The organism is Streptomyces canus, assembly GCF_030816965.1.
Lineage (GTDB): Bacteria > Actinomycetota > Actinomycetes > Streptomycetales > Streptomycetaceae > Streptomyces > Streptomyces canus_E.
Genome location: NZ_JAUSYQ010000002.1, coordinates 7,090,998 through 7,116,605 on the forward strand (window position 1 = coordinate 7,090,998; position 25,608 = coordinate 7,116,605).

The window sequence follows — 25,608 nt, forward strand, 5'->3', positions numbered from 1 at the left end:
GATCATGTCCAAGCACACGCTCTCCGTCCTGGTGGAGAACACCCCCGGCATCCTCGCCCGGATCGCCGCCCTGTTCTCGCGCCGCGGCTTCAACATCGACTCGCTCGCGGTCGGTGTCACCGAGCACCCCGAGATCTCCCGGATCACCATCGTGGTGACGGTGGTCGAGGAACTGCCGCTGGAGCAGGTGACCAAGCAGCTCAACAAGCTCGTCAACGTGCTGAAGATCGTCGAGCTGGAACCCGGCTCGGCCGTTCAGCGCGAACTCGTTCTGGTGAAGGTGCGCGCCGACAACGAGACGCGGTCCCAGATCGTCGAGATCGTCCAGCTGTTCCGTGCCAAGACCGTCGACGTCTCCCCGGAGGCCGTCACGATCGAGGCCACCGGCAGCGGCGAGAAGCTGTCCGCGATGCTGAAGATGCTGGAGCCCTTCGGCATCAAGGAGCTGGTCCAGTCGGGCACCATCGCGATCGGCCGCGGCGCCCGTTCGATCACGGACCGCTCGCTGCGCGCGCTCGACCGCAGCGCGTAGGGCCGGGTACGGGCGGCTCCGGCCGCCCGTATGCCGAGACCCGGAAACTTCATCTCAGCCCGCCGTCATACGGTGGGACGCAACACCTGCAGACCAAGGAGAGAACCCAAAGTGGCCGAGCTGTTCTACGACGCCGACGCCGACCTGTCCATCATCCAGGGCCGCAAGGTCGCGGTCATCGGTTACGGCAGCCAGGGCCACGCCCACGCGCTGTCGCTCCGTGACTCGGGTGTCGACGTGCGTGTCGGTCTGCACGAGGGCTCCAAGTCGAAGGCGAAGGCCGAGGAGCAGGGCCTGCGCGTGGTGACGCCGTCCGAGGCCGCCGCCGAGGCCGACGTCATCATGATCCTGGTCCCGGACCCGATCCAGGCCCAGGTCTACGAGGAGTCCATCAAGGACAACCTGAACGACGGCGACGCGCTGTTCTTCGGCCACGGCCTGAACATCCGCTTCGACTTCATCAAGCCCCCGGCGGGCGTCGACGTCTGCATGGTCGCCCCCAAGGGCCCGGGCCACCTCGTCCGTCGCCAGTACGAGGAGGGCCGCGGCGTTCCGTGTATCGCGGCCGTCGAGCAGGACGCGACCGGCAACGCCTTCGCGCTCGCGCTGTCGTACGCCAAGGGCATCGGCGGCACCCGCGCCGGCGTCATCAAGACGACCTTCACGGAGGAGACCGAGACCGACCTGTTCGGTGAGCAGGCCGTTCTCTGCGGTGGTACGGCCGCGCTGGTCAAGGCCGGTTTCGAGACGCTGACCGAGGCCGGCTACCAGCCGGAGATCGCGTACTTCGAGTGCCTGCACGAGCTGAAGCTGATCGTGGACCTCATGTACGAGGGCGGCCTGGAGAAGATGCGCTGGTCGATCTCCGAGACCGCCGAGTGGGGCGACTACGTCACCGGCCCGCGGATCATCACGGACGCCACCAAGGCCGAGATGAAGAAGGTCCTCGCCGAGATCCAGGACGGCACCTTCGCCCGTGAGTGGATGGCCGAGTACCACGGCGGTCTGAAGAAGTACAACGAGTACAAGAAGCAGGACTCCGAGCACCTGCTGGAGACCACCGGCAAGCAGCTGCGCAAGCTGATGAGCTGGGTCGACGAGGAGGCGTAAGCCTCAGGCCACGGGGCCGGAGCAGACAGCTCCGGCCCCGTTGTCCAACCCGTCGCATCACGGACGGGTGATCCTTCCGCAGAGGCGCGGGACGACCGTCTCGGCGCCACTACACTGCCGTACTACATACGCGTCAGGCCCACAGCGTCGTGCGTCTCCAACGCGGCAAGCACCCCTCCACCGCCTGCGGCCGTCGGGACGGCCGTCCGCATTGGACTTGTGAGGACTCACGTGAGCTCGAAACCCGTCGTACTCATCGCTGAAGAGCTGTCGCCCGCGACCGTGGACGCGCTTGGCCCCGACTTCGAGATCCGGCACTGCAACGGAGCGGACCGAGCCGAACTGCTCCCGGCCATCGCCGAGGTCGACGCGATCCTGATCCGCTCCGCCACCAAGGTGGACGCCGAGGCGATCGCCGCCGCGAACAAGCTGAAGGTCGTCGCGCGAGCCGGCGTCGGCCTGGACAACGTCGACGTCTCCGCCGCCACCAAGGCCGGCGTGATGGTCGTCAACGCCCCCACCTCGAACATCGTGACCGCCGCCGAGCTGGCCTGCGGTCTCCTCGTCGCCACCGCCCGCCACATTCCGCAGGCCAACGCCGCGCTGAAGAACGGCGAGTGGAAGCGCAGCAAGTACACGGGCGTGGAGCTCGCCGAGAAGACCCTCGGCGTCGTGGGTCTGGGCCGGATCGGTGCGCTGGTCGCCCAGCGCATGTCCGGCTTCGGCATGAAGGTCGTCGCCTACGACCCCTACATCCAGCCCGCCCGCGCCGCCCAGATGGGCGTCAAGGTGCTGTCCCTGGACGAGCTGCTCGAGGTCTCCGACTTCATCACCGTCCACCTGCCCAAGACCCCCGAGACCGTCGGCCTCATCGGCGACGAGGCGCTGCGCAAGGTCAAGCCGAGCGTGCGGATCGTCAACGCCGCGCGCGGCGGGATCGTCGACGAGGAGGCGCTGTACTCCGCCCTCAAGGAGGGCCGGGTCGCCGGTGCCGGTCTCGACGTGTACGCGAAGGAGCCCTGCACGGACTCCCCGCTCTTCGAGTTCGACCAGGTCGTCGCCACCCCGCACCTCGGTGCCTCCACCGACGAGGCCCAGGAGAAGGCCGGTATCGCCGTCGCCCGCTCGGTGCGCCTCGCCCTCGCCGGCGAACTCGTGCCCGACGCGGTGAACGTCCAGGGCGGCGTCATCGCCGAGGACGTCAAGCCGGGCCTGCCCCTCGCCGAGCGCCTCGGTCGGATCTTCACCGCGCTCGCCGGTGAGGTCGCGGTCCGCCTCGACGTCGAGGTGTACGGCGAGATCACCCAGCACGACGTGAAGGTGCTGGAGCTCAGCGCCCTCAAGGGTGTCTTCGAGGACGTCGTCGCCGAGACCGTGTCGTACGTCAACGCCCCGCTGTTCGCCCAGGAGCGCGGCGTCGAGGTGCGGCTGACGACCAGCTCGGAGTCGGCCGACCACCGCAACGTCGTCACCGTGCGTGGCACGCTCGGCAGCGGCGAGGAGGTGTCGGTCTCCGGCACGCTGGCCGGTCCCAAGCACCTCCAGAAGATCGTCGCGGTCGGTGAGTACGACGTCGACCTGGCCCTCGCCGACCACATGGTCGTCCTCAAGTACGAGGACCGTCCCGGCGTCGTCGGCACGGTCGGTCGTATCTTCGGCGAGGCCGGTATCAACATCGCCGGTATGCAGGTGTCGCGGGCGATCGCCGGTGGCGAGGCGCTCGCGGTCCTCACCGTCGACGACACGGTGCCCGCGGGTGTGCTGACCGAGGTGGCCGAGGAGATCGGCGCGACGTCGGCCCGTGCGGTGAACCTGGTCTGACGCTTCACGACAGGAGGCTGGGCGGACCGGGAACTCCCGGTCCGCCCAGCCTCTTTCTCATACGAGTGACTTCTCCGGTTCCGGCTCCGGCGCCTCCTTGCGCACCTCGACTCCTCGCAGCGTCAGCGCCGCCAGGCCCGCCGCGCCGACCAGCAGCACCGCCCCCGCGATCGCCGCGCCCTGCATTCCGCTGGTGAACGCCTCCCGGGCCGCCGTCGCGAGGCCCGGGAACCGGTCGGCCACCGCGAGCGCGCCGCCCAGCGTCTCCCGCGCCGCATCCGGCGCGGCATCCGGCATCTCGTGGCGGTAGACCGCCGTACCGATGGAGCCGAGGACCGCCATGCCGAGCGCACCGCCGAACTCCGCGCCGGTCTCCATCAGGGAGGACGCCGAGCCGGCCCGCTCCACCGGGGCGCTGCCCATCGCGAGGTCCGTGATCTGCGAGACCACGGTGACGACGCCGACGGCGAGGACACCGCACGCGGTCAGGACCAGCCCCATCGATTCCGTGCCGGTGAAGGCCAGCAGCACGTAGCCGACCGCGCCGATCGCGAAGCCGGCGGTGACGACGTGGGCGCGGTCGACGCCCTTCTGGACCAGGGAGGTCGCGATCGGGGCCGCGGCGCCGATCGGCACCGAGGGCAACAGCGCCCACAGGGCCGCCTCCAGCGCGCTCTTGCCGAGCACCGACTGAAGGTACTGCGTGGTGAAGTAGGCCGAGCCCATCATCGCGAACGAGGAGATGAGGTTGAGCGCGACGGAGGGCCCGAAACCGCGGCCGCGGAACAGGGCCGGGGAGATCATCGGCGAGGCCGTGGTGCGCTGGCGGTGCACGAAGAGGACCGCGAAGAGCAGGCCGACGGTGATCGAGACGACGTAACGGACGTTCCAGCCCTCGGACGGGATCTCCTTCAGGCCGTAGACGACGGGCAGCACCGCGGCCATCGACAGGGGGACGCTCAGCCAGTCGAACCGGCCGGGCGAAGGGGCCTTCGACTCGGGCAGCAGGATCGGGCCGAGGACCAGGAGCAGCACCATCGCGGGCAGGTTGACCAGGAAGACCGACCCCCACCAGAAGTACTCGACCAGCACACCGCTCATCACCGAACCGAGCGCGATCCCGGCCGTCATCACGCCGGACCACATGCCGATCGCCTTCGCGCGCTGTCCGGGGTCGGTGAACATCGTGCGGATCAGCGCCATCGTCGACGGCATCAGGGTCGCGCCGCCGATGCCGAGGACCGCTCGGGCCGCGATGAGGGTCTCCGCGCTGTTCGCGTAAGCGGCGATCAGGGAGGCGGTGCCGAAGGCGACGGCGCCGATCAGCAGGAGCCTGCGGCGGCCGATGCGGTCGCCCAGGGAGCCCATCGTCATCAGCAGGCCGGCCAGGACGAAGGCGTAGATGTCGAAGATCCACAGCTGCTGGGTGCCGCTCGGCTCCAGGTCCGCGCTGATCGCCGGGATCGCGAAGTAGAGGACGGAGACGTCCATCGAGACCAGGAGCAGCGGAAGCATCAGGACGGCGAGGGCGGTCCATTCACGGCGGCCGGCGCGGCCGGGCGGGGTGGTGGTGCTCGTCGGGTTCGTCATGACGGCGACTATACGATCGTCTTAAACGCTTGTCTATGACGCTTGTATAAATCGCTTGTCCAGATAGGCTGAGCGCATGGGACATCGCGAGGATCTGCTCGAAGGCGCCAAGCGCTGCCTGCTGGAGAAGGGGTTCCTGCGGACGACCGCGCGGGACATCGTCAAGGAGTCCGGGACGAACCTGGCGTCCATCGGCTATCACTACGGCTCGAAGGACGCGCTCCTGGCGCAGGCCTACGTCTCGCTCGTCGAGGCGACGGGGGATCGATTCGCCCCCGGCGGGGCGGGGGAGGATGCCCTGGCGACGGCCCCCGGATCGCTGGAGCGCTTCCAGGAGGTGTGGACGCACATCGTGAACGCGGTGGGCGAGTCGCGGGCGATCTGGATGCTCAGCTTCGAACTGATCGTGCAGGGCGACCGCATGCCGGAGGTGCGCCGGATGCTCGTCGAGGCGGAGGAGCAGGGCCGCTCGGGGCTGCTGCCCCTGTTCAACGGCGTCCCGGAGGAGGAGCAGGGCAAGGACGTCGTCGACTCCGAGGGCCGCTTCTACCAGACCCTGCTCCAGGGACTCATGGTCCAGTGGCTGTTCAACCCGGAGACGGCGACGGACGCCGCCCAGCTCACGGAGGGCCTGCGCCGCGTGATCGGGGGCGCTGCGAAGGGCTGACGATCCGCCCCTCCACGAGCTGGGGGATGTTGAAGGAGCTGTCGGAGGCGAAGTCGCTGTAGAGACAGGCGGCCGGGCCGCCGGAGTCGAGGACGGTGGCCCGGGAGAGGATGGGTGCGTCGAACACGCCCGCCAGCGCGACGGATTCGATGGTGGCGTACTCGCGGACCTCCGGATTCGCCTTGAACACCGCCTTCCGCAGATGCTGTTGGAGCGCGGCAGCGACCTCGGGAAGTTCGGCGCGGTCGGTGAAGGTGCCGATGGTGACGGTCTGCCCGGTCGGCTTGCCGGCCCTGGCGTGCTCGATGTGCCGGCGCAGCTCGGCTGCCCACGGCAGCGCGGGCCTGAGCAGCCCCTCGGGGCGGTAGCTCGCAGCGAGGCGTCCTTGAAGGCGCCCTTCCCGGTGTTGAGGTGCCGCGTGTTGGTGCGCGGCATCACCGGAGCGCGGGGGCAGCATCATCGTGACGCAAAGGCGCTTGCCGTCGCCGTCGCCCCGGCGGACGTACTCGAGAAACAACCGGGTGAGCAGGACGGACGCCAGGGCGGCCGGGATGAGGTGGCGGGCGGGCAGGCGCACGGGACCCTCCGGGTACGGGGGTGGTCAGGAGCCGGTGCGCAGACCGTAGAATGGTGACAATCATTTTCAATGGCAGTCCCGACCGCTGATCACGCGCCGGATGGCGGACGCGGTCTCCGGGGCGGTGAGGGTGGGCCGGTAGTCCGGTTCCGTCCACGGCCGGCCGGCCGATACCCATACGCTCCGCGCTCCGACGCCCAGCGCGCCCCGGATGTCCGCGGGGGCCGAGTCGCCGATCATCCACGAGCCGTCGAGCGGGGCTCCGGCGACGACGGCCGCCGCGTGGAAGATCTCCGGCTCGGGCTTCCAGTGTCCGGCCGCCTCGGAGATCACCCAGCCGTGGACGAGCCGGTCGAGACCGCAGTTGCGGATCTTCGTCTCCTGCTGGACGGTCCGCCCATTGGTCACGATCACGCAGGACCAGCCGTAGGCGCAGGCCTCGACGAGCGCCTCGCGGACCGGGTCGGACAGGGTGATCCGGTCGGCCGCGCCCCGGTCGAGGAAGTCCTGGGCGTCGATGCCGCCGTACCGTTCGGACAGTGCCCTCGCGACCTCCCGCCGTGGTGTGTGGCCGCTCGCGTCGAGGGTCATCAGCCAGTCCAAGTCCCCTTCAGGCAGGCCATGTTCGGCGAGAAAGGCGGTCGCCGCCGAGCGGAAGGCGGCGTCCCGGTCGACGAGGGTGTTGTCGAGGTCGATCATCAGCAGGGGCATGGGGATCAGCCTCCCCACGCCGGTCGCACGCCGAACGCGGCGATCACGGTGCGGCCGCTCCGGCCGACGGGAGCCCGCAGGGCAAGCACGCGCCCCTCGCCCAACAACCCTTACAGCCGTACCCCCTTGAGCACCATGTGCAGCAACAGCCGGTCCTCGCCGTCGTCCAGGTCCAGGCCGGTGAGCTGTTCGACGCGGGAGAGGCGGTAGTAGAGGGTCTGGCGGTGGATACCCAGTGCGGCGGCGGTGCGGCCGGCCTGGCCCGCGCAGTCGAGGTAGACCTCGGCGGTGCGGGCGAGTTCGCGGTGGGCAGGGGAGAGGAGGGGGCGTACGGCCGGGTCGTGGGCCGCTGCCGGGGGCAGCGCGGTCAGCAGACGGTACGGGCCGATGCGCGACCACTCCGCGACCGGCCCGAACCCGGGTTCGGCGAGCCCGGCACGGGCCGCGGCCGACGCCTCCTGCCAAGCGGCAGCCAGTTCGGCAAGGCCCACACGAGCGTCGGCGATTCCGGCAGCCACGGCGGCGGGCGTCGGGGTGTCCCGAGTTGCGCCCGGGGCGGGGGTACTGCGCGTCGCGCCGGGGGCTGTGGTGTTCGGTGTCGCGCCGGGGGCTGCTGTGCCGCTCGGCACGCTGGGGGCTGTGGTGTCCCGTGTCGCGCCGGGGGCTGCGGTGTTCGGTGTCGCGCCGGGGGCTGCTGTGCCGCTCGGCACGCTGGGGGCTGTGGTGTCCTGTGTCGCGCCGGGGGCTGCGGTGTCCCGCGGTGCGCCGCAGGCTGGCGTGCCGCCCGGCGTGCCCGGAGCGTCACGGGAGGCCGCGTCCGGCCCCGCCGCACCGCGCCCCGCGCCCGGCGCGCCCTGAACCGGTCCGACGCTGCTGCCGCTTCCCGGCCGGTTGCCGCTGTTCCGTGCGCCGCCCGGTCCGCTGTCGTCGCCCCTGTGCGCCCTGCCGTCGTCCGGTCCGCTCCCCTTTTTCTCGGCCGGCCGGCCGCCAAATGTCCCGCTCGACCTGCCTGCGCTCGGCTCGCTGCCGCTGCGACCGGCCCCGCTCCCCGGCTCGCCGTAGGCACCGCCGCCGCTCCCGTCCACACCTCGCGCCCGCCCCAGCAACCGCCCCGCCGCCGAGCTCGCCGGTGTCAGCGTGTCGGTCGCCCGTAGCCGTACCAGCACCGCCAGGCACTGGCCCGTGACACCCCACGGCACGGTGCACAACGCCGCCGCGTGCGGGACCGTGCGGGCCGACGGGGCCTCGTCCGGGCCGGTGGACGGCCAGGGGGCGACGCACACCACGGTGTAAGGACCGTCGGCGCGGGAGCCCAGCGCCGTGCGCAGGGCCGCCACCGCCATGTCGCCCTGCCAGCCGCGCTCGGCGGTCAGCACCGCCCGCAGCTCCCGGCTCAGGTCGGCTCCGTGCTGCGCCTCGTCCGCGAGCAGTGCGCCGATACGGGCCGTCACACGCATCGCCGCGTCCAGCTGCCGGTCGGTCGGGCCGGGCTCGGAGTCCAGGAGCCAGACGTAACCGAGGACGACGCCCCGATGACGTACGGGCAGACAGATCCGCCCGCGATAGACCCCCGCCTCCGGAGTGGGCGGAATCCGCACCGGCCCGCTCGCCCGGGTGATGCCGAAGCCCTCGAACCACGTCCGGACGGCGGCCGTGGAGCGCCGGGTCAGGATCGAGCGGGCGCGGACGGGGTCCAGCGCCGACGGATCGAGGTCGCCCTCACTGTCGTACGCACCGAAGGCGATCAGCTCGAAGTCGCGGTTCTCCAGGGTCGCCGGCACCCCCAGGAGCTCCGAGATCTCGTCGACCAGCTCCTGGTAGTCACCTGCGCGGTGGAAAGATGCGGCATCGGACGTCACTCGGGCATTCTCCCGCAATTCCGCGGTCCTTCATACATCTGTCTGAGATCTGCGGCACGGATGCGTGACAGCTGTCGATGGCCGACGATCGGGGGGATCCTTAGATTTCACGGTGGTTCTATCTGCTGGTTTGTGGAGGTGCCCCGTGTTGGGTCCCGTGATTCTCGCCGCGTCGCGCAGCGACCGGATGCGACGCCTGATCTCGGCGGCCCCGGTGACCAAGCGGGTCGTCGACCGCTTCATCCCGGGCGAGACGGTCGACGAGATCGTGCCGATCGTCCGCGAGCTGACCGACCGCGGTCTGGAGCTGACGATGGACGTGGTCGGCGAGGACATCACCACGCCGGAGCAGGCGGAAGCCGCCCGGGACGCCTATCTGGCGCTCATCGAGCGGCTCAAGACACTCGAACTGGGTACCAGGGCCGAGATGTCGGTGAAGCTGTCGATGTTCGGCCAGGCGCTTCCCGGGGGTCACGAGCTGGCCCTGGCCAACGTCCGGCCGGTCGTCGAGGCTGCCGCCGCCATCGGTACGACCGTCACGCTCGACGCCGAGGACCACACCACCCTCGACTCGATGTTCGCCATCCACGAGGAGCTGCGGAAGGACTTCCCGCAGACCGGCTGTGTGATCCAGGCCTACCTCTTCCGCACCGAGGCCGACGCCCGGCGGCTCGCTGGGGCGGGCAGCCGGGTGCGGCTCGTGAAGGGCGCGTACAAGGAGCCCGCCGAGGTCGCCTACCAGCAGAAACACGAGATCGACAAGGCGTACGTCCGGGTCCTGCGCATCCTGATGGAGGGCGAGGGATACCCGATGGTCGGCTCCCACGACCCGCGTCTGATCTCCATCGCCCAGGAACTCGCCCGGCAGGCCGGCCGCAAGCCCGACGAGTACGAGTTCCAGATGCTCTACGGCATCCGCGGCGACGAACACCTGCGGCTCGCCGCCGAGGGTCACCGCATGCGCGTCTACACGGCGTACGGCACCGACTGGTACGGCTACTTCATGCGCCGCCTCGCGGAGAAACCGGCGAACCTGCGCTTCTTCCTGCGGAGCATGATCAGCAAGGGCTGAGCCCCAACACCCGCTCAAGTTCAAGGAGTTACGGATCTCATGGACGCTGTGACCCAGGTCCCCACCCCCGTCAACGAGCCGGTGCACGGCTACGCCCCCGGCTCGCCCGAGCGGGCCCGGCTGGAGGCCAGGCTCAAGGAGCTGGCCGAGAACCCGGTCGACCTGCCGATGACCATCGGCGGCGAGAAGCGGCTGGGCGGCGGCGAGGCCTTCCAGGTCGTGCAGCCGCACAACCACAAGGCCGTGCTGGGCACTTACCGCAACGCCACCCAGCAGGACGCCCGGGACGCCATCGACGCGGCGCTCGCCGCCGCCCCCGCCTGGCGCGCGATGTCCTTCGACGACCGCGCCGCGATCATCCTGCGCGCCGCCGAACTGCTCTCCGGCCCCTGGCGCGAGACGCTGGCCGCCTCCACCATGCTCGGCCAGTCCAAGACCGCTCAGCAGGCCGAGATCGACACGCCCTGCGAGCTGATCGACTTCTGGCGCTTCAACGTCAAGTACGCCCGTGACCTGCTCGCCGAGCAGCCCCCGGCCAACGCCCCCGGCGTCTGGAACCGCCTCGACCACCGCCCGCTCGAGGGCTTCGTCTACGCCATCACGCCGTTCAACTTCACGGCGATCGCGGGCAACCTGCCGACGGCACCCGCGCTGATGGGCAACGTCGTGGTCTGGAAGCCGTCCCCGACCCAGACCCACGCCGCCGTGCTGCTCATGCAGCTCCTCGAGGAGGCCGGTCTGCCCAAGGGCGTCATCAACCTCGTCACCGGCGACGGCATCGAGGTCTCCAAGGTCGCCCTGGAGCACCGGGACCTCGCGGGCATCCACTTCACCGGTTCGACGAAGACCTTCCAGCACCTGTGGAAGACGGTCGGCGCCAACATCGAGAAGTACCGCACCTATCCGCGCCTGGTCGGCGAGACCGGCGGCAAGGACTTCGTCGTCGCCCATCCGAGCGCCGACCGCGCGATCCTCAAGACCGCCCTGACCCGCGGTGCCTTCGAGTACCAGGGCCAGAAGTGTTCGGCGACCTCCCGGGCCTACATCCCGGCGTCGATCTGGAACAGCGGTTTCCGCGAGGAGTTCGCCGCCGAGGTGGACGGCATCGCCATGGGTGACGTCACCGATCTGTCCAACTTCATCGGCGCGGTCATCGACGAGCGCGCCTTCGCCAAGAACAAGGCGGCGATCGACCGCGCGCAGTCGGACCCCACCTGCACGATCGTCGCGGGCGGTTCCTACGACGACTCGGTCGGCTGGTTCGTCCGCCCGACCGTCGTCGAGTGCACGGACCCGGCGAACGAGGTCTTCACCACCGAGTACTTCGGCCCCTTCCTCGCGGTCCACGTCTACGAGGACGACACGTACGAGGAGATGCTGACCCAGATGGAGTCGGCGTCCGACTACGCCCTGACCGGCTCGGTCATCGCGAACGACCGCGCGGCGGCCGCGTACACGATGGAGAAGCTGCGCTACGCCGCCGGCAACTTCTACATCAACGACAAGTCCACCGGCGCCGTCGTCGGCCAGCAGCCCTTCGGCGGCGGCCGCGCCTCCGGCACCAACGACAAGGCAGGCGCCCCGCAGAACCTCCAGCGCTGGACCCTGACCCGCGCCATCAAGGAGACCCTGGTCCCGCCCACCGACTACGGATACCCGCACATGGGCTGACGGCCCCCGTCAGCCGTTGGATGGGGCCGGGCTGTTGCCCGGCCCCATCCGGATGTCGCGATGCTCGGCGACCGGGCTTCCGGGACGCTCAGGCGTCGACGAAACCGCAGGTCAGTGGCGGGTGATCCATTCCGCCGTCTCAGATAGTAGGAAGTCCGAGTAATTGTGGAGACAGACCGGCCGTCCTCCCTTAGCTTTGTAGGAGCCGAACGTCTCGCTCGATCAAGCGAATGGCGGTCGTGAGCCGGGCCCCATGCAGGCAACCCCTGCGGCCCGCCGCTCCCCGCCCCTCCGGCGTCTCGTTGTCCCCTTCCCTGGAATTTCCCTGGAATTCGAAGGAGTCGATTTCTCATGGCCGAGACGACCGCCCGCCGTCGAGTCCGTCACACCTCCCGGACCAGCGAGTCCGACCGCAAGAACGCCGCCGCAGCCCTGCAGCGCGCCCTCGACCGCCGTGACAACGGCGGCTCGACCGGTCACTGACCGACCCCTCGAAGCCGGGAGCCGCACCCGCACGAGGTGCGGCGCGGGCCCGTCAGGCCCCGCGCCGCACCTCGAAACGGTCGACGCGCTCCCCGCTCTGCGCGAGCGCCGACACCGTCAGCCGCGGCCGCGCCCCGCTCTCCACCTCCACCGAGAGCAGCGAGAATCCGCGGTAGCGCACCCGCGACCACTCCACCGTCTCCTTCCGGGGCTGCTGGGACTTCGTCCACTGGAAGGTCTCGACGGACTCGTGGTCGTGCACGCGCCCCTCGTAGCTCTCCTTCACGCCCGCCGGGAAGCCGTACAGATCCCGGCCGCCCCCGCCGGCCGTCACGTACACGATCCCGTCCCGCGTCGGATCCGTGGCGCCGCCGACCGGCACCGGCCGGCCCACCTCGCCGCCGCGGATCGCGTCCGTCCGCTCGTACACGTGGTTGTGCCCGTTGATCACCAGATCCACCTGGTGCTTCTCGAACAGCGGCAGCCACTCGGCGCGCACCCCGCCGTCGGAGGCGTGCGAGGACGTCGAGTACGCGCAGTGGTGGAAGTAGACGACGACGAAGTCGATCCCCTTGGCCGCGCGCAGCTCGGCCAGCTTCTCCTCCAGCCACTTCGTCTGCTTCCCGCCCGTATGGCCGAAGTTGGCCTGGATCTCGTACGACACGTCGTTCGCGTCCAGGGCCACGACGCCGACGTTGCCGTAGACGAAGGAGTACACACCCGGCGCCGAGCGCGGGTCGAAGCCGCTGTCCGGGAGGGACCAGCGGGCGAGCTGGCCGCCGTAGCCGTCGGGCGAGTACCAGGCCTCCATGTCGTGGTTGCCGGTCGTCACCATCCATGGCACGCTCCGCGCGACCTCCTCGTTCTGCTTGAGGAACAGGTCCCAGAAGCCCGGGTCGTAGCCGTCCGACGTCAGGCCCCGGCCGTTGCCGTCGGCGTAGCAGATGTCGCCGGCGTGGAGGTGGAAGGCGGGCTTCTGGCGGAGCAGGAGGTTGTCGTTGGCGGCCGCGGCGGTGCCGACGCCCTGGTCGCCGAAGGCGGTGAAGACGAACTTCTCGGTGCTCGCCGGGGCCGTACGGAAGCTGCTGATGGTCGAGCGGCGACTCGCGTCCGCCGGGTCGAAGCCGTCGTGGCCGACGCCGTAGTAGTAGGTCGTGCCGGGGCGTAAGCCGTCCAGGGCCGCGTGCAGGTAGTACTGGTCGAGGGCGAGACGTACGCCGGTCTGCCCCGGGGTGTGCAGGTCGCGGAGCTCCGCCTCGATCTTCCGGCTCAGGTCGTCGGGCTTCAGGCCGACGCGGACGTACGGCTTCTTCACCGCTAGCGGGACCTGCCACGAGATCCGCATCTGCGTCCTGGGGTCGGCGCCGAAGGCGAGATGGCGGCCGAAGGGGGAGACGGCGGAGCCGTGCACCGCGGCCGTGGGGGAGGGGGCGGTGGCCGGGCTCGCAGGGCTGTTGCCCGCGCAGCCGGTCAGCAGGCCCCCCGCGATCGCGCCCGCCGTCACCAGCGTGCGGCGCCGGGACAGCTTCGTCCGCAGGTACTCGTGCTGCTCGGCCATGGTCATCCGGCGCGCGAGCTGGGGCGGAATGCCGAAGTCGGGGAGGTCCATGGCTGTGAACTTCCCAGCGGGCCCCAACAGCCGCCACACCTCCAGGTGAACGTGAGCCGAAGGACTGACGCCCGTCCGTGCGGGCGCTCCCGTGTCGTGTCCGTATCGCGGACACACCATGTCATCCCATGGGACGAGGAGTAGGGTTCCCGCATGTCTCGCAGCATCAATCTCGCAGTGATTCCCGGTGACGGCATCGGCCAGGAGGTCGTGGCCGAAGGTCTGAAGGTCCTCTCCGCCGTCCTTCCGCAGGATGTGAAGCTGGAGACCAAGGACTTCGACTTCGGCGCCCGCCGCTACCACGCCACCGGTGAGACCCTCACCGAGGCCGACCTCGACGCGCTGAAGAAGCACGACGCGATCCTGCTGGGCGCCATCGGCGACCCGTCGGTCCCCTCCGGCGTGCTGGAACGCGGCTTCCTGCTCAAACTCCGCTTCGCCTTCGACCACCACGTGAACCTGCGTCCGTCGAAGCTGCTCCCGGGTGTCGACACGCCCCTCAAGGGCGAGCCGGCCATCGACTTCGTCGTCGTCCGTGAGGGCACCGAGGGTCCGTACACCGGCAACGGCGGCACCATCCGCAAGGGCACCGAGCACGAGGTCGCCACCGAGGTCTCCGTGAACACGGCCTTCGGTGTCGAGCGCGTGGTCCGTGACGCCTTCGCCCGCGCCCAGGCCCGCCCGCGCAAGAAGCTCACGCTGGTCCACAAGAACAACGTGCTGACCTTCGCCGGGCACCTGTGGACGAACATCTTCAACAAGGTGGCCGAGGAGTTCCCCGAGGTCACGACCGACTACATCCACGTCGACGCGGCCACGATCTACCTGGTCACCGACCCGGCCCGGTTCGACGTGATCGTCACCGACAACCTCTTCGGCGACATCATCACCGACCTCGCCGCGGCCGTCTCCGGCGGCATCGGCGTCGCCGCGAGCGGAAACATCAACCCGTCCGGCGAGTTCCCCTCGATGTTCGAGCCGGTCCACGGCTCAGCGCCCGACATCGCGGGTCAGGGCAAGGCCGACCCCACCGCCACGGTCCTGTCCGTCGCCCTGCTCCTGCGCCACCTCGGCTTCGAGGCCGAGGCCGCCCGCATCGACGAGGCGGTCACCGCCGACCTCGCCGAGCGCACCGGCAAGCCCGCCCGCAGCACGTCGGAGATCGGCGACGCGCTCGCCGTACGCGTAGCCGGCTGACCGGGCGCGCCACTCGAAAACCATTCGAAGCCGCCGGGTCACTCGCACCCGGCGGCTTTCGCATGTCCCCCGCCGGGTGCCACCATCATCCCCCGGGTCGCATTTCACGCCGTTTCTTCCTCGGCTCCCCGCTTGCGATAATCGAACGCGGAGCCGCGGAGTGAGGGAATGCTCGGACGTCCTAGCACTGGTCACTGACAGTAAAAGGGCGTGAGCGCGGCCCGTCACTACACAACCGGTGAAGGACAACCACTCATGACGACGCCCACGATCGAGCTCAAGCCCTCCGCCAGTCCGCTCTCCGCCGCCGAGCGCGAGGCGATCCTGGCCAGTCCCGGGTTCGGCCGCCACTTCACCGACCACATGGTGACGATCAAGTGGACCGAGGGCCGCGGCTGGCACGACGCACAGCTCGTCCCGTACGGCCCCATCTCCCTGGATCCCTCCACCCACGTCCTGCACTACGGCCAGGAGATCTTCGAGGGACTGAAGGCCTACCGCCAGGCCGACGGCTCGGTCGCCGTGTTCCGGCCGGAGGCCAACGCCCGGCGCTTCCGCAACTCCGCCCGCCGGATGGCGATGGCCGAGCTGCCCGAGGAACTTTTCATCGAGGCCCTCGACGCCCTGATCGGCCAGGACGCCGACTGGGTCCCGCCGCACGGTGGCGAGGAGTCCCTCTACCTGCGGCCCTTCATGTTCGCCACGGAGGCCGCGCTCGGCGTCCACCCGGCCAACGAGTACCTCTTCATGCTGATCGCCTCCCCGTCCGGCGCGTACTTCGCCGGCGGGGTCAAGCCGGTCACGATCTGGGTCTCCGAGGACTACGTCCGCGCGGTCCCCGGCGGCACCGGCGACGCCAAGACCGGCGGCAACTACGCGGCATCCCTCCTCCCGCAGGCCGAGGCCGCCGCGAACGGCTGCGACCAGGTCGTCTACCTCGACGCGGTGACCCGCACCAAGGTCGAGGAGTCCGGCTCCATGAACATCGCCTTCGTCTACGGCGACCGGATCGTCACGCCGTCGCTCACGGGCTCGATCCTCGAGGGCATCACCCGCGACTCCCTCCTCCAGGTCGCCCGCGACCTCGGTCACACCGCCGAGGAAGGTGTCGTCACCCTGGACCAGTGGCGCGCCGACGCCGCGTCCGGCGCCCTCACCGAGGTCTTCGCCTGCGGCACCGCCGCGGTCGTCACGCCGATCGGCCATGTCAAGACGAAGGCGGACGGCTGGACCCACGGCGACGGCACGCCCGGCGAGGTCACCCTGAAGCTGCGCGAGGCGCTGCTCGGCATCCAGCGCGGTGTCAGCGAGGACAAGCACGGCTGGATGCACAAGCTGGGCTGACGAAGCGACCGTTCCACGAGCCCGTCCGGACGACGTCCGGGCGGGCCCGTCGCATCGACCGGGCGGCGGCGGACCGGGGGTGATTCTCGGCCACGTGAGGGAGTTCCTCGACGAGAGCCTCCTCGCGGACGCGTGACCTTCCGCCCGGGTTGTACGTAATAAGGCCGATTGACCCTGTGGTCGATGGTGCGTTTGCCTCGTGGGGAGCCCTCGGCGCGGGGCCGGGGGTCATGCGTCAACGGGGACCACAGGGGGGAACATGTCCAGAGCCGCCGCATGTCTTTTAGGCGCGGCCTTGCTCGTCGCGTTCACCGGTACGACCGCATCCGCCGCACCGCACGTCGACCGTGTCAGCACCGCCGCCGACGGAACCCAGGGTGACAAAGCCTCCAGCGCCGCGGTCACCACGCCGAACGGCCGCTTCGTGGCGTTCCGTTCGTCGGCGACCAACCTCGTGCCCGAGGGGATCGCCCATCCCGGCACCTACTCCTACATCCGTGACCTGAGAACCGGCGAGGTCACCAAGATGGAGAACGCGCTCAGCACGCCCCGGCTCAGCGCCGACGGCCGCTGGGCCACGTACATCGACTGGGGCAGCCGTCACGTCAACGTCTTCCTGACGGATCTGACCAACGGCACGAGAACCCGGGTCGGGGGCAACGCCCAGGACAGCGCGGGCTCTCCGGAGATCAGCGCGAACGGCCGCTACATCGCCTACCAGTGGTCCGGACACCCGCAGTTCCCGACCCGCATCGACCTCTACGACCGGGTCACCGGCACCACCGAGACCGTCAGCGCGGGCCCGGCCGACTCCGGCCGGGACATGGGCAACCCGTCCCTCAGCGGCGACGGCCGCCTCGTCGCCTACCAGGACAACGGCACCGGGGACGTGTGGATCGCCGACCGTGCCACCGGCAGGCAGACCGAGGTGGACGACGGCACGCGCTCGACCGTCGTGCAGCTGAGCGCCGACGGCCATGTCCTCGTGATGGATTCGGCGGACGGCTCGTACGTACGCGATCTGCGCACGGACCGGGTCCGGCACTTCCCCGGTGTCCAGGTGCGGGCCGTCAGCCCCGACGGGCGCCGACTGCTGCTCCAGGACGGGCAGTCGAACCTCTGGCTGCTGCACGGCGGACACCGCGAGCTCGTCGGAAACGGCGTTGCCGTCGACGGATCGGTCTCCGACCGGGGCCGCTCGGTCGTCTACTCCACGGAGGGCGCGGACATCGTCCCCGGCGACACCAATGATGCGTACGACGTCTTCCAGTGGAGGTCCCGCTGATGTCCCGCGCCTCAAGAGCACTGCTGGGAGCGGCAGTTGTTCTCGCCCTGGCCGGTACCACCGCCCAGGCCCACGCCCAGTCCCAGGCCCAGTCCCGTCCCGGGGAGTCCCCCACCCAGCGCGTGAGCACCGCCGCCGACGGCAGTCAGGCCGGCGGGTCCTCGGACGACGCCGCGATCAGCGCCGACGGCCGCCATGTCGCGTTCGTGTCCGTCGCGTCGAGCTTCGGCTGCGCGGACTTCACCCCGTGTCTGCTCGTGAAGGACCTGGCCGACGGCGAGGTCACGAAGATCGACCTCGGCAGCGGCCACATCTACGGCTCACCGACCCCGAGCGCCGACGGAAGCCGTATCGCCTTCTCCGCGGGCACCCGTCTCCTGGCCCCTTATCTGTACGACCGGGCCACCGGCCACGCGGAGAAGCTGTGGCCGCAAGATCCGCCCGGCTTCAACGAGTTGGGCGGCGTGCAGTCGATCAGTCCGGACGGCACGCACGTCGCGTACACCATCGGCAACCGCAACGGCCCGGAGAACACCCGGCTCCTGTACGTCCGCGACACGGCCACCGGCACCGACGAACTGGTCTCACCGGCCGAGGAGGGCCAGAAGGCCGGGGCCTCGGTGAGCGCCGACGGGAAGCGGGTCGCGTACGGCGTCCGCGTCGACAGCGACGAGGATCCCCTCGACGTCTACGTCAAGGACCGCAGGACAGGCGAGCGGACCCAGGTGGACACGGGCCTCACAGCCGCCTACCTGGTCAGCATCACCGCGGACGGCCGTCGCGTCCTCCTCGACGCCGAGAGTGGCCTGTACGTCCATGACCTGCGCACCGGCGAGTCGCGGCGGGTGGCCGACGGACGGCCGCTCTCGGCCACGGCCGACGGCCGGTACGCCGTCGTCGCCGGCGAGGACGGCACCCGGGTGCGTGATCTGCGCACCGGTCTGCGCGGGGCCGCTCTGCCGCGGAGCGCCCAGGTGATGGACGGCGCGCTGGCCGCCAAGGGCCGTGCGGTGGTGTTCAGTTCGACGGCGTCCCACCTGGTGCCGGGCGACACCAACGCGGAGTCGGACGTGTTCGTCTTCTCCGGCGGGCTGCGGAGGAACCCGGCGCCGATGCCGTCCGTCACCGAGCGGATCAGCATGACGCATGACGGGCAACAGCGGTCCGGAGCCTCGTACGACCCGGCGATGGGGGAGGACAAGGTCGTCTCCTTCACGTCGGAGGGCGATGTGTTCGTCAACGCGGCCGGCGGCGTCGCCCAGGTCAACTCCAGTACGCACAAGCCGTCGGGCGAGGGAACGCCCTGCTACAGCGGACGGGAGGTCGGCTATGTGGCCCCTTACACCCCCGACGGCGGTCCGGGCGTCCACGTCCGCAACCGCGCGGTCGGCAAGCTCACCAGCCTGGGCTCCTACCAGGGCGTCCGCTTCACCTGGATGGGACAGCCCGTGGTGAACCCCACCTGCCAGTGGCTCACCTACGCGGCGACCCTGCCCGCCACCGACACCGACCCGGACCCGCAACCCCGCGTCTACCGCTTCAAGTTCAACGGCGGTACCACCGACGTGGTCAGCGCGCCCACGGGCGAGGCGGCGGGCAACCCGTCGTTCGACTACGCCGGCCGGTACATCGCGTTCGAGCAGGGCGGCTCCGTGTACGTCCGTGACCTGGACACCGGCACCCTGGAGAAGGCCGCGGAACGCGCGTCGGCCCCCTCCCTCGGCGCGGACGGCCGCAAGGTCGCCTACCAGCGGGGCCGCGACTCCTACGTCCGTGACCTCGAGACCGGCACCACGATCCGGGTCGGGGGCACCCAGCCCTCGCTCTCGGGAGACGGCACCCGGGTGGCGTACACCGCAGACCGTTCCGTTCACCTGCTCGAACTCGCCACCGGAAAGCGCCAGTTGGTCAGCGTCGACCGCTGGGGCGGCCGCAACGACCTCCCGGCCGGACACCCCTCCGTCAACGCCGACGGCACGGTGGTCGCGTTCGAGTCGGCGTCACCCGATCTGGTGGAGGGGGACACCAACGGAGTGTCGGACGTGTTCCTCAGGACAGTGCAATGACGGACCGCGCAATGACGGACAGCGCAATGACAACGAGCGATCACGGGGGAACAACCATGCACAGCAAGAAGCACCTGGCAGCCGCGCTTCTGGCGGCCATCGCCACCGCGTCACTCACAGCTCCCGCGGCGAGCGCCGCACCCAGGGTCCCGTACACCGAGCCGGTCAGCGTCACCCCGGAGGGGAAGGCGGGCAACGGCGTCACACGCACCGCGGTCATCAGCCGCGACGGCCGCCACATCGCCCTCACCTCGGACGCCGAGGACCTGGACCCCAACGTGCCGCACGGCGGTATGTACCTGCGCGACCCGCACACCGGCAAGCTCCGCTTCGCGGGCTTCGGAGGTCTGGTGGCGGTCCTGAACGACGGCCGCTACGTCTACGCCGAGTACGGCCCGGAGTCGGCGGAGCTGTGGATCCACGACATCGAGACGGGCAAGCGGGTCGGGTTCGGCATCGAGGTTCCCGAGGGCTTCACCGGGCGGCCCACCGAGATCTCCGTCAGCCCCAATGGCCGCTACGCCGTCTACACGCTCCAGGAGACCGCCGAGAGCACCAGCGTGGTCTTCCTGCGCGACCGCATCAAGGGCACCACCGAGCGCATCAGCCACCCCCGGCCCACCTGGGAGCCGCGCAACGCCTTCCAGCCGACGGTCAGCGACGACGGGCGCCGGATCGTCTACCAGTACAACTACGCGAACGGGCCGCGCGGCGACGACTGGGGCGACGTCTGGATGTACGACCGCGGCACCGGCGAGTACACCCAGATCGACCGCTCCTACGACGGCTCGCAGACGGAGCGGGAGTCGCTGAACCCGTCCATCAGCGGCGACGGCCGTGCGGTCGTCTTCGAGTCCCGGGACACCCACCTGGTTCCCGACGACACCGACGTGAGCTGGAACGTGTTCGTGCACACCCTTCGCACCGGCACCAACCAACGCATCCACGGCACCCAGGGCGGCCCCGGCGAGGTGTACACCCGGAACGCGGCGATCAGCGCCGACGGCCGCTATCTCACGTTCATGTCGAAGGTGGCCGAGCCCGGCAGCCGGTACGGCGAGGAGTACCCCGTCTATCTGCGGGACCTGAAGAAGGGCACCACCACCCTCGTCACCCCGGACACCACCGGGGGCACCGCGACGGCCGACGTTCTGCCGGGCCGGATCGCCGACGGCGCCCGCCGGATCCTCTTCCAGTCCTCCGACCCGACGCTGATCCCGGCCGGCGACACCAACGACGGCACGGACGCGTTCGTACGGCACCTTCGATGACCAGCACGATGAGCAGCACAGTGCTCGCATCCTGAGACGGAGGGTGAGCACGGGGGCGGTCTGTGCCAGACTGCCTCCGTGCTCTCGTTCGCCATGATTATTGGCAGCAGGCGCGCCGGTCCGCAGTGACCGCCACGTACGACCAGGTACGGGCGGACACCGTCGTCCTCGACCCGCGCGCAGACCTCTCGCACCCGCGAGGGGTTTTTCGCATTTCTGGCCCACCCGCAGCCGGAGGCGAGAGCGCGAGGGAGTATGTGGGGGCGGTGGAGCCGGTCATTCCGGTACGACCGAGATCCAATCCTCAGGAGCCTTGAGACCATGACCGCAACCAGCGAGCTCGACGACCAGTTCCACGTCTTCGACACCACCCTGCGCGACGGCGCCCAGCGGGAGGGCATCAACCTCACCGTCGCGGACAAGCTGGCCATCGCACGGCACCTGGACGACTTCGGCGTGGGCTTCATCGAGGGCGGCTGGCCCGGCGCCAACCCACGGGACACCGAGTTCTTCGCCCGCGCCCGCCAGGAGATCGACTTCAGGCACGCCCAGCTCGTCGCCTTCGGGGCGACCCGCCGAGCAGGCGCGAAGGCGTCGGAGGACCCGCAGGTCAAGGCCCTCCTGGACTCCGGCGCAGACGTGATCACCCTGGTCGCCAAGTCGCACGACCGGCACGTCGAGCTGGCGCTCAGGACGACGTTGGACGAGAACCTGGAGATGGTCCGCGACACGGTGTCCTTCCTGAAGGCCCAGGGCCGCCGCGTCTTCGTCGACTGCGAGCACTTCTTCGACGGCTACCGCGCCAACCCGGAGTACGCGAAGGCCGTCGTACGGGCGGCTTCGGAGGCCGGCGCCTCCGTCGTCATCCTCTGCGACACCAACGGCGGCATGCTCCCGGCCCAGGTCCAGGCGGTCGTCGCGACCGTCCTCGCCGACACCGGCGCCCGGCTCGGCATCCACACCCAGGACGACACCGGCTGCGCGGTCGCCAACACCCTCGCCGCCGTGGACGCGGGTGCGACCCACGTCCAGTGCACGGCGAACGGCTACGGCGAGCGGGTCGGCAACGCCAACCTCTTCCCGGTCGTCGCGGCCCTGGAACTCAAGTACGGCAAGAAGGTCCTCCCCGACGGCAAGCTGCGCGAGATGACCCGCATCTCGCACGCGATCGCCGAGGTCGTCAACCTCACCCCCTCCACCCATCAGCCCTACGTCGGCGTCTCTGCCTTCGCCCACAAGGCGGGCCTGCACGCCTCCGCGATCAAGGTCGACCCGGACCTCTACCAGCACATCGACCCCGAGCAGGTCGGCAACACCATGCGGATGCTGGTCTCCGACATGGCCGGCCGCGCCTCGATCGAGCTCAAGGGCAAGGAACTCGGCATCGACCTCGGCGGCGACCGCGAGCTGGTCGGCCGGGTCGTGGAGCGGGTCAAGGAGCGCGAGCTCAAGGGCTACACGTACGAGGCCGCCGACGCCTCCTTCGAGCTCCTCCTCCGGGCCGAGGTCCAGGGCAAGCCCCTGAAGTACTTCGGGGTCGAGTCCTGGCGCGCGATCGTGGAGGACCGCCCCGACGGCACCCACGCCAACGAGGCCACGGTCAAGCTCTTCGCCAAGGGCGAGCGCATCGTCGCCACGGCGGAGGGCAACGGCCCGGTCAACGCCCTCGACCGCACCCTGCGCGTGGCCCTGGAGAAGATCTACCCCCAGCTCGCCAAGCTCGACCTCGTCGACTACAAGGTCCGCATCCTCGAAGGCGTCCACGGCACCCAGTCCACCACCCGCGTGCTGATCTCCACGTCGGACGGAACAGGGGAGTGGTCGACGGTGGGCGTCGCGGAGAACGTGATCGCGGCGTCGTGGCAGGCCCTGGAGGACGCCTACACGTACGGGCTGCTGCGCGCGGGCGTGGAGCCGGCCGAGTAGGTCCTGACCACCGCCCGGGCGACCGGGCGGCGCACCCGGTGGCGCTCGCACTCCGGGCGGCGCGGCGGCGGCACGACCGCCGCCGCGTCCAGCGGCTCCGGTACGACCGGTGACAGCCCCCAGGCCCGCCGGATCCCGTCGATGACGTGCCGGGCGGTATACGGCGACAGCGACAGCTCCTGGCGGGCCTCGGCAAGCAGGTCCGGGGCCCCGCCGGGCGAGCCCTCGGCCTGCTCCCGGCGCGGGTTGAAGTCGGGCAGTGCGAACACCTCCAGCAGTGTCAGGGAGAGACAGACGTAGGCGGCGGCCTCGTCTACCAGCCGACCCGCCGCCTCGCCCAGCCCGGCCGTGTCGGGCGCCGCCAGACGCGCCAGCGCCCGCTTCAGTTCCTCCATCGGCCCCGGACAGGGACAGACGGCCCGCAGATGCGCGCTGACGCTCCGGAACAGCCCCAGCACGTCGGGGTCACCCGCCCGCCACGGCTGCTTGGCCAGCAGCGTTCTGAAGCCCGACAGCGTCTCCGACAGCTCCTCCACGATCAACAGGGCCGACACGTCCTGCAGTTCGGCCTGCCGGGTCGCCGACTTGATCTCGTGCAGGCGGCGCGCGTAACGGATCAGGTCCCGCGGCAGGCCCCCGGACAGGGCGTGCGCGAGCAGCACGTACGGCTCGCCGATGCCCGGTGCGCGCCGGGCGAGGATCCGGCCGGCCTCGGCCGCCCCGCACGGCCTCACGTGCAGGACGTCGTCCAGCGAGCTGTCCGTCACGTCCCGGTGCGGCAGCCCCCGCCGCACGAACGCCGCGCCCACGTCCTCCGCGACGGACACCAGGTAGTGCACGTGCGGAACCCCGAGGATCGCCTTGATCTCCCCCAGGAACGCCAGCGCCTGCACATCGGTGCCGAGCCGGTCCAGCTCGTCCACGGCGATCACGACCCGGTGCCCCCGAAGGCGCTCGTCGAACGCGATCCGGGTCAGCAGCTCCCGGAACTCGCCCACCAAAGCGGGGTAGTTGGGGGGTACGGAAGTCAGGGTGCTGGTGTGCGAGGAACCCAGGGTGAGCAGCTGGGCGGCGGCACCGGAGGTCAGCGCGGCACTCGAACTCTGCACGGTCTGGAGCCGGTAGAGGTGATCACGGCACTCGACGACCAGGCGGGGTGCGGGTCGCAGGAACGACCAGGGCCCCCTGCCGAGCCTGTGCAGCAGCGCCCCGAGCAGGAACACCAGGACGCGCACCGAGTGATCGGGGTCGGTGAGCAGGGGCCGGGTGTCCTCGTCCACCGCGGCGAGGACCAGCGCCAGCAGCGGGATCAGCTTGGCGGGCGGCCCGTAGAACCAGGCACGGTCCACCCGCCACCACAGCACCCGGGTGCGGAGTCCGGCGCCAGTGTTGAGGTACTGGAAGCCGCACACCATCCAGAGGAAGAACAGCGACACCGACCACCACGTGACCATGGCCGGCGCCCAGCGCCGCAACTGGTCGTCCAGGTAGAGCGAGACGACCGGACCGGCCATCAACCCGATCGTGACCACGCGGAAGAGCGTGCGGGTGATCCCCTGCACCCAGCGGGAGAAGGCCTGGGAGTCCCGCAGCACCCACAGCGCGATCCCGGCCACGGCGAGGCCGAGCGCCGCCTCGGGCCTCCGGCCCTCGAAGACGTCCCGGACGAACCCGGTGACCGCCTCCCACAACTCCTCGCCGTACCGCTGCGCCCAGGGCCGGTGGTCCTGCTCCAGGGTGCGTTCCGTGGCGTACAGGCCGGCAACGACCAGGGCCGCGGCGGGCACGGCGAAGGCCAGCCGGCGCAGCAGGCGACCCAGCGGACGGGACAGCGCGCGGACGGCCCTGCGCACGTAGGACAGCCGCACGAACTCGGGCGGGTCGTAGCCGGCCCGGCTCATGTAGGCCCGGCAGACCGTGACGAACAGCGAGGTCAGGAAGTCGTGCGGGGCGTAGGTGGCGGGGGCGTGCGCGAACACGGCGAAGTCGTCGGGGCGTACGCAGTTCTCCATGAGCGTCGTCTTGCCGACCCCGCGGGGCCCGCTCACGGCGATCACCCCGCCGTCCAACTGGTCCATCTTCCGGCTCAGTTCGACCGCGGAGCCGTTGAGGACGAAGTAGTGCCCGCGGGGTGAGCGCAGTCCCTCGTGGCTGCTGGTGACGAGCAGGGTGCCGCGGTCGTCGCCGAGCAGTTCCTCGACGACCCGGTCCACCGTGTGCGGCAGGCGCCCCCGCCGCAGGTCCCGGATCCAGAGTGCGGCGGTCAACTGCTCCAGCAGCCACAGGAAGAAGACGAGCGGGACCAGCGGGACGGCCACGAAGGCCGCCTGCCACACGGACGGGGGGTCGGTGTCCGGCAGGCTGCGCAGTACCGCCCGCCGGGCCTGGACGAACGTCAGGACGGTGAGGACCGACAGCAGGGCGAGCGGCGCGGCGACCAGCTTGGAGGCTCCCCAGGAGGTGAGCAGCGCCAGAAGGAACGGGAAGGCGCAGCCGCCACCGCAGGCGAAGGTCGCGAAGTCGTCCGTCCCGCCGAGCGCGGAGAGCGTGGGCGACTGGGGAGCGGCCCAGCGATGGCTGTCGTTCAGCCGCCCCGCGCGCAGGTGCAGCCGATGCGTGAACGTCCGGGCAGACGTGCCCACAACGCGCGTGACGACGGACTCCGCGCACATCGCCGCCACGACGGCGTCCTCGGTGACCGTGGGCCGCCGCTCCAGCAGTTCACGCAGCCGCTGGTCCTTCAGCCGGGCCCTGACGGCCCGTTCGTAGGCGGCCCGCTCCCCACTGCCGCGCCACGCGTACCCCCCGTCGGACACG

General features: G+C 70.5%; 19 protein-coding genes. 13 read left to right on the forward strand and 6 right to left on the reverse strand.

The window, feature by feature from the left end:
* Nucleotides 1–4 precede the first annotated feature (4 nt).
* The 3 genes from ilvN (at nt 5) to serA (ending at nt 3,463) form a co-directional block, all read left to right on the forward strand.
* Nucleotides 5–532, forward strand: coding sequence for an acetolactate synthase small subunit (ilvN, locus tag QF027_RS33695; RefSeq protein WP_069766166.1), 528 nt, complete (start codon nt 5–7; stop codon nt 530–532).
* 111 nt (nt 533–643) lie between these two features.
* Nucleotides 644–1,642, forward strand: coding sequence for a ketol-acid reductoisomerase (gene ilvC, locus QF027_RS33700; RefSeq protein WP_306976022.1), 999 nt, complete (start codon nt 644–646; stop codon nt 1,640–1,642).
* Nucleotides 1,643–1,873: 231 nt separating this feature from the next.
* Entirely contained in the window at nt 1,874–3,463 is a 1,590-nt protein-coding gene (gene serA, locus QF027_RS33705; protein ID WP_266527359.1) for a phosphoglycerate dehydrogenase, read from the forward strand.
* A gap of 57 nt (nt 3,464–3,520) precedes the next feature.
* Here the strand turns inward: serA and QF027_RS33710 are convergent, their stop codons facing one another.
* Nucleotides 3,521–5,053 (reverse strand): MFS transporter, encoded by a 1,533-nt coding sequence (locus tag QF027_RS33710; RefSeq protein WP_307078892.1) that lies wholly within the window; start codon nt 5,051–5,053, stop codon nt 3,521–3,523.
* A gap of 76 nt (nt 5,054–5,129) precedes the next feature.
* Here QF027_RS33710 and QF027_RS33715 point away from each other — a divergent pair, with 76 nt between their 5' ends.
* Nucleotides 5,130–5,720, forward strand: a complete 591-nt coding sequence (locus tag QF027_RS33715) for a TetR/AcrR family transcriptional regulator (RefSeq protein ID WP_306976016.1) — start codon at nt 5,130–5,132, stop codon at nt 5,718–5,720.
* On the opposite strand, the gene QF027_RS33720 is transcribed toward QF027_RS33715, so the two are convergent.
* From QF027_RS33720 to QF027_RS33730, 3 genes are all read right to left on the reverse strand, one after another.
* Nucleotides 5,674–6,297, reverse strand: coding sequence for a hypothetical protein (locus QF027_RS33720; RefSeq protein WP_307078894.1), 624 nt, complete (start codon nt 6,295–6,297; stop codon nt 5,674–5,676). The genes QF027_RS33715 and QF027_RS33720 overlap by 47 nt on opposite strands.
* Nucleotides 6,298–6,363: 66 nt before the next feature.
* Nucleotides 6,364–7,008 (reverse strand): HAD family hydrolase, encoded by a 645-nt coding sequence (locus tag QF027_RS33725; protein WP_307078896.1) that lies wholly within the window; start codon nt 7,006–7,008, stop codon nt 6,364–6,366.
* A gap of 110 nt (nt 7,009–7,118) precedes the next feature.
* The gene (locus QF027_RS33730; RefSeq protein WP_373432446.1) at nt 7,119–8,867 is read right to left on the reverse strand and encodes a helix-turn-helix domain-containing protein; all 1,749 of its coding nucleotides are present in this window, start codon (nt 8,865–8,867) and stop codon (nt 7,119–7,121) included.
* Between the two features lie 145 nt (nt 8,868–9,012).
* Between QF027_RS33730 and QF027_RS33735 the strand changes: the two genes are divergently transcribed.
* The 3 genes from QF027_RS33735 to QF027_RS33745 all read left to right on the forward strand — a co-directional run bounded on the left by QF027_RS33735 (nt 9,013) and on the right by QF027_RS33745 (nt 12,093).
* Nucleotides 9,013–9,939 (forward strand): proline dehydrogenase family protein, encoded by a 927-nt coding sequence (locus QF027_RS33735; RefSeq protein WP_306976010.1) that lies wholly within the window; start codon nt 9,013–9,015, stop codon nt 9,937–9,939.
* Nucleotides 9,940–9,978: 39 nt separating this feature from the next.
* The gene (gene pruA, locus QF027_RS33740; protein WP_306976008.1) at nt 9,979–11,610 is read left to right on the forward strand and encodes an L-glutamate gamma-semialdehyde dehydrogenase; all 1,632 of its coding nucleotides are present in this window, start codon (nt 9,979–9,981) and stop codon (nt 11,608–11,610) included.
* Nucleotides 11,611–11,961: 351 nt separating this feature from the next.
* Nucleotides 11,962–12,093, forward strand: a complete 132-nt coding sequence (locus tag QF027_RS33745; protein ID WP_020121043.1) for a hypothetical protein — start codon at nt 11,962–11,964, stop codon at nt 12,091–12,093.
* A gap of 52 nt (nt 12,094–12,145) precedes the next feature.
* Here the strand turns inward: QF027_RS33745 and QF027_RS33750 are convergent, their stop codons facing one another.
* Nucleotides 12,146–13,702, reverse strand: coding sequence for a purple acid phosphatase family protein (locus QF027_RS33750; protein WP_307078898.1), 1,557 nt, complete (start codon nt 13,700–13,702; stop codon nt 12,146–12,148).
* A gap of 153 nt (nt 13,703–13,855) precedes the next feature.
* Between QF027_RS33750 and QF027_RS33755 the strand changes: the two genes are divergently transcribed.
* The 6 genes from QF027_RS33755 to cimA all read left to right on the forward strand — a co-directional run bounded on the left by QF027_RS33755 (nt 13,856) and on the right by cimA (nt 22,791).
* A complete protein-coding gene (locus tag QF027_RS33755) occupies nt 13,856–14,899 on the forward strand; it encodes a 3-isopropylmalate dehydrogenase (RefSeq protein ID WP_306976002.1) in 1,044 nt (347 codons plus the stop codon).
* Nucleotides 14,900–15,154: 255 nt separating this feature from the next.
* Entirely contained in the window at nt 15,155–16,243 is a 1,089-nt protein-coding gene (locus QF027_RS33760; RefSeq protein ID WP_307078900.1) for a branched-chain amino acid aminotransferase, read from the forward strand.
* A 295-nt stretch (nt 16,244–16,538) separates the two neighbouring features.
* Nucleotides 16,539–17,528 carry a protein TolB gene (locus tag QF027_RS33765; protein WP_307078903.1) on the forward strand — a complete coding sequence of 330 codons (990 nt, stop codon included), beginning with the start codon at nt 16,539–16,541 and terminating at the stop codon, nt 17,526–17,528.
* Entirely contained in the window at nt 17,528–19,594 is a 2,067-nt protein-coding gene (locus tag QF027_RS33770) for a hypothetical protein (RefSeq protein ID WP_306975996.1), read from the forward strand. The genes QF027_RS33765 and QF027_RS33770 overlap by 1 nt, the downstream gene beginning before the upstream one ends.
* A 56-nt stretch (nt 19,595–19,650) precedes the next feature.
* Nucleotides 19,651–20,865: a TolB family protein gene (locus QF027_RS33775; protein WP_307078904.1), complete on the forward strand. Its 1,215-nt coding sequence runs from the start codon at nt 19,651–19,653 to the stop codon at nt 20,863–20,865.
* 321 nt (nt 20,866–21,186) lie between these two features.
* On the forward strand, nt 21,187–22,791 hold the full coding sequence (cimA, locus tag QF027_RS33780) for a citramalate synthase (RefSeq protein ID WP_306975991.1): 1,605 nt from the start codon (nt 21,187–21,189) through the stop codon (nt 22,789–22,791).
* Here cimA and QF027_RS33785 read toward each other — a convergent pair.
* Nucleotides 22,746–25,607 (reverse strand): hypothetical protein, encoded by a 2,862-nt coding sequence (locus QF027_RS33785; protein WP_307078906.1) that lies wholly within the window; start codon nt 25,605–25,607, stop codon nt 22,746–22,748. The two genes, cimA and QF027_RS33785, sit on opposite strands and share 46 nt — an antisense overlap.
* Between the last annotated feature and the right edge of the window lies 1 nt (nt 25,608).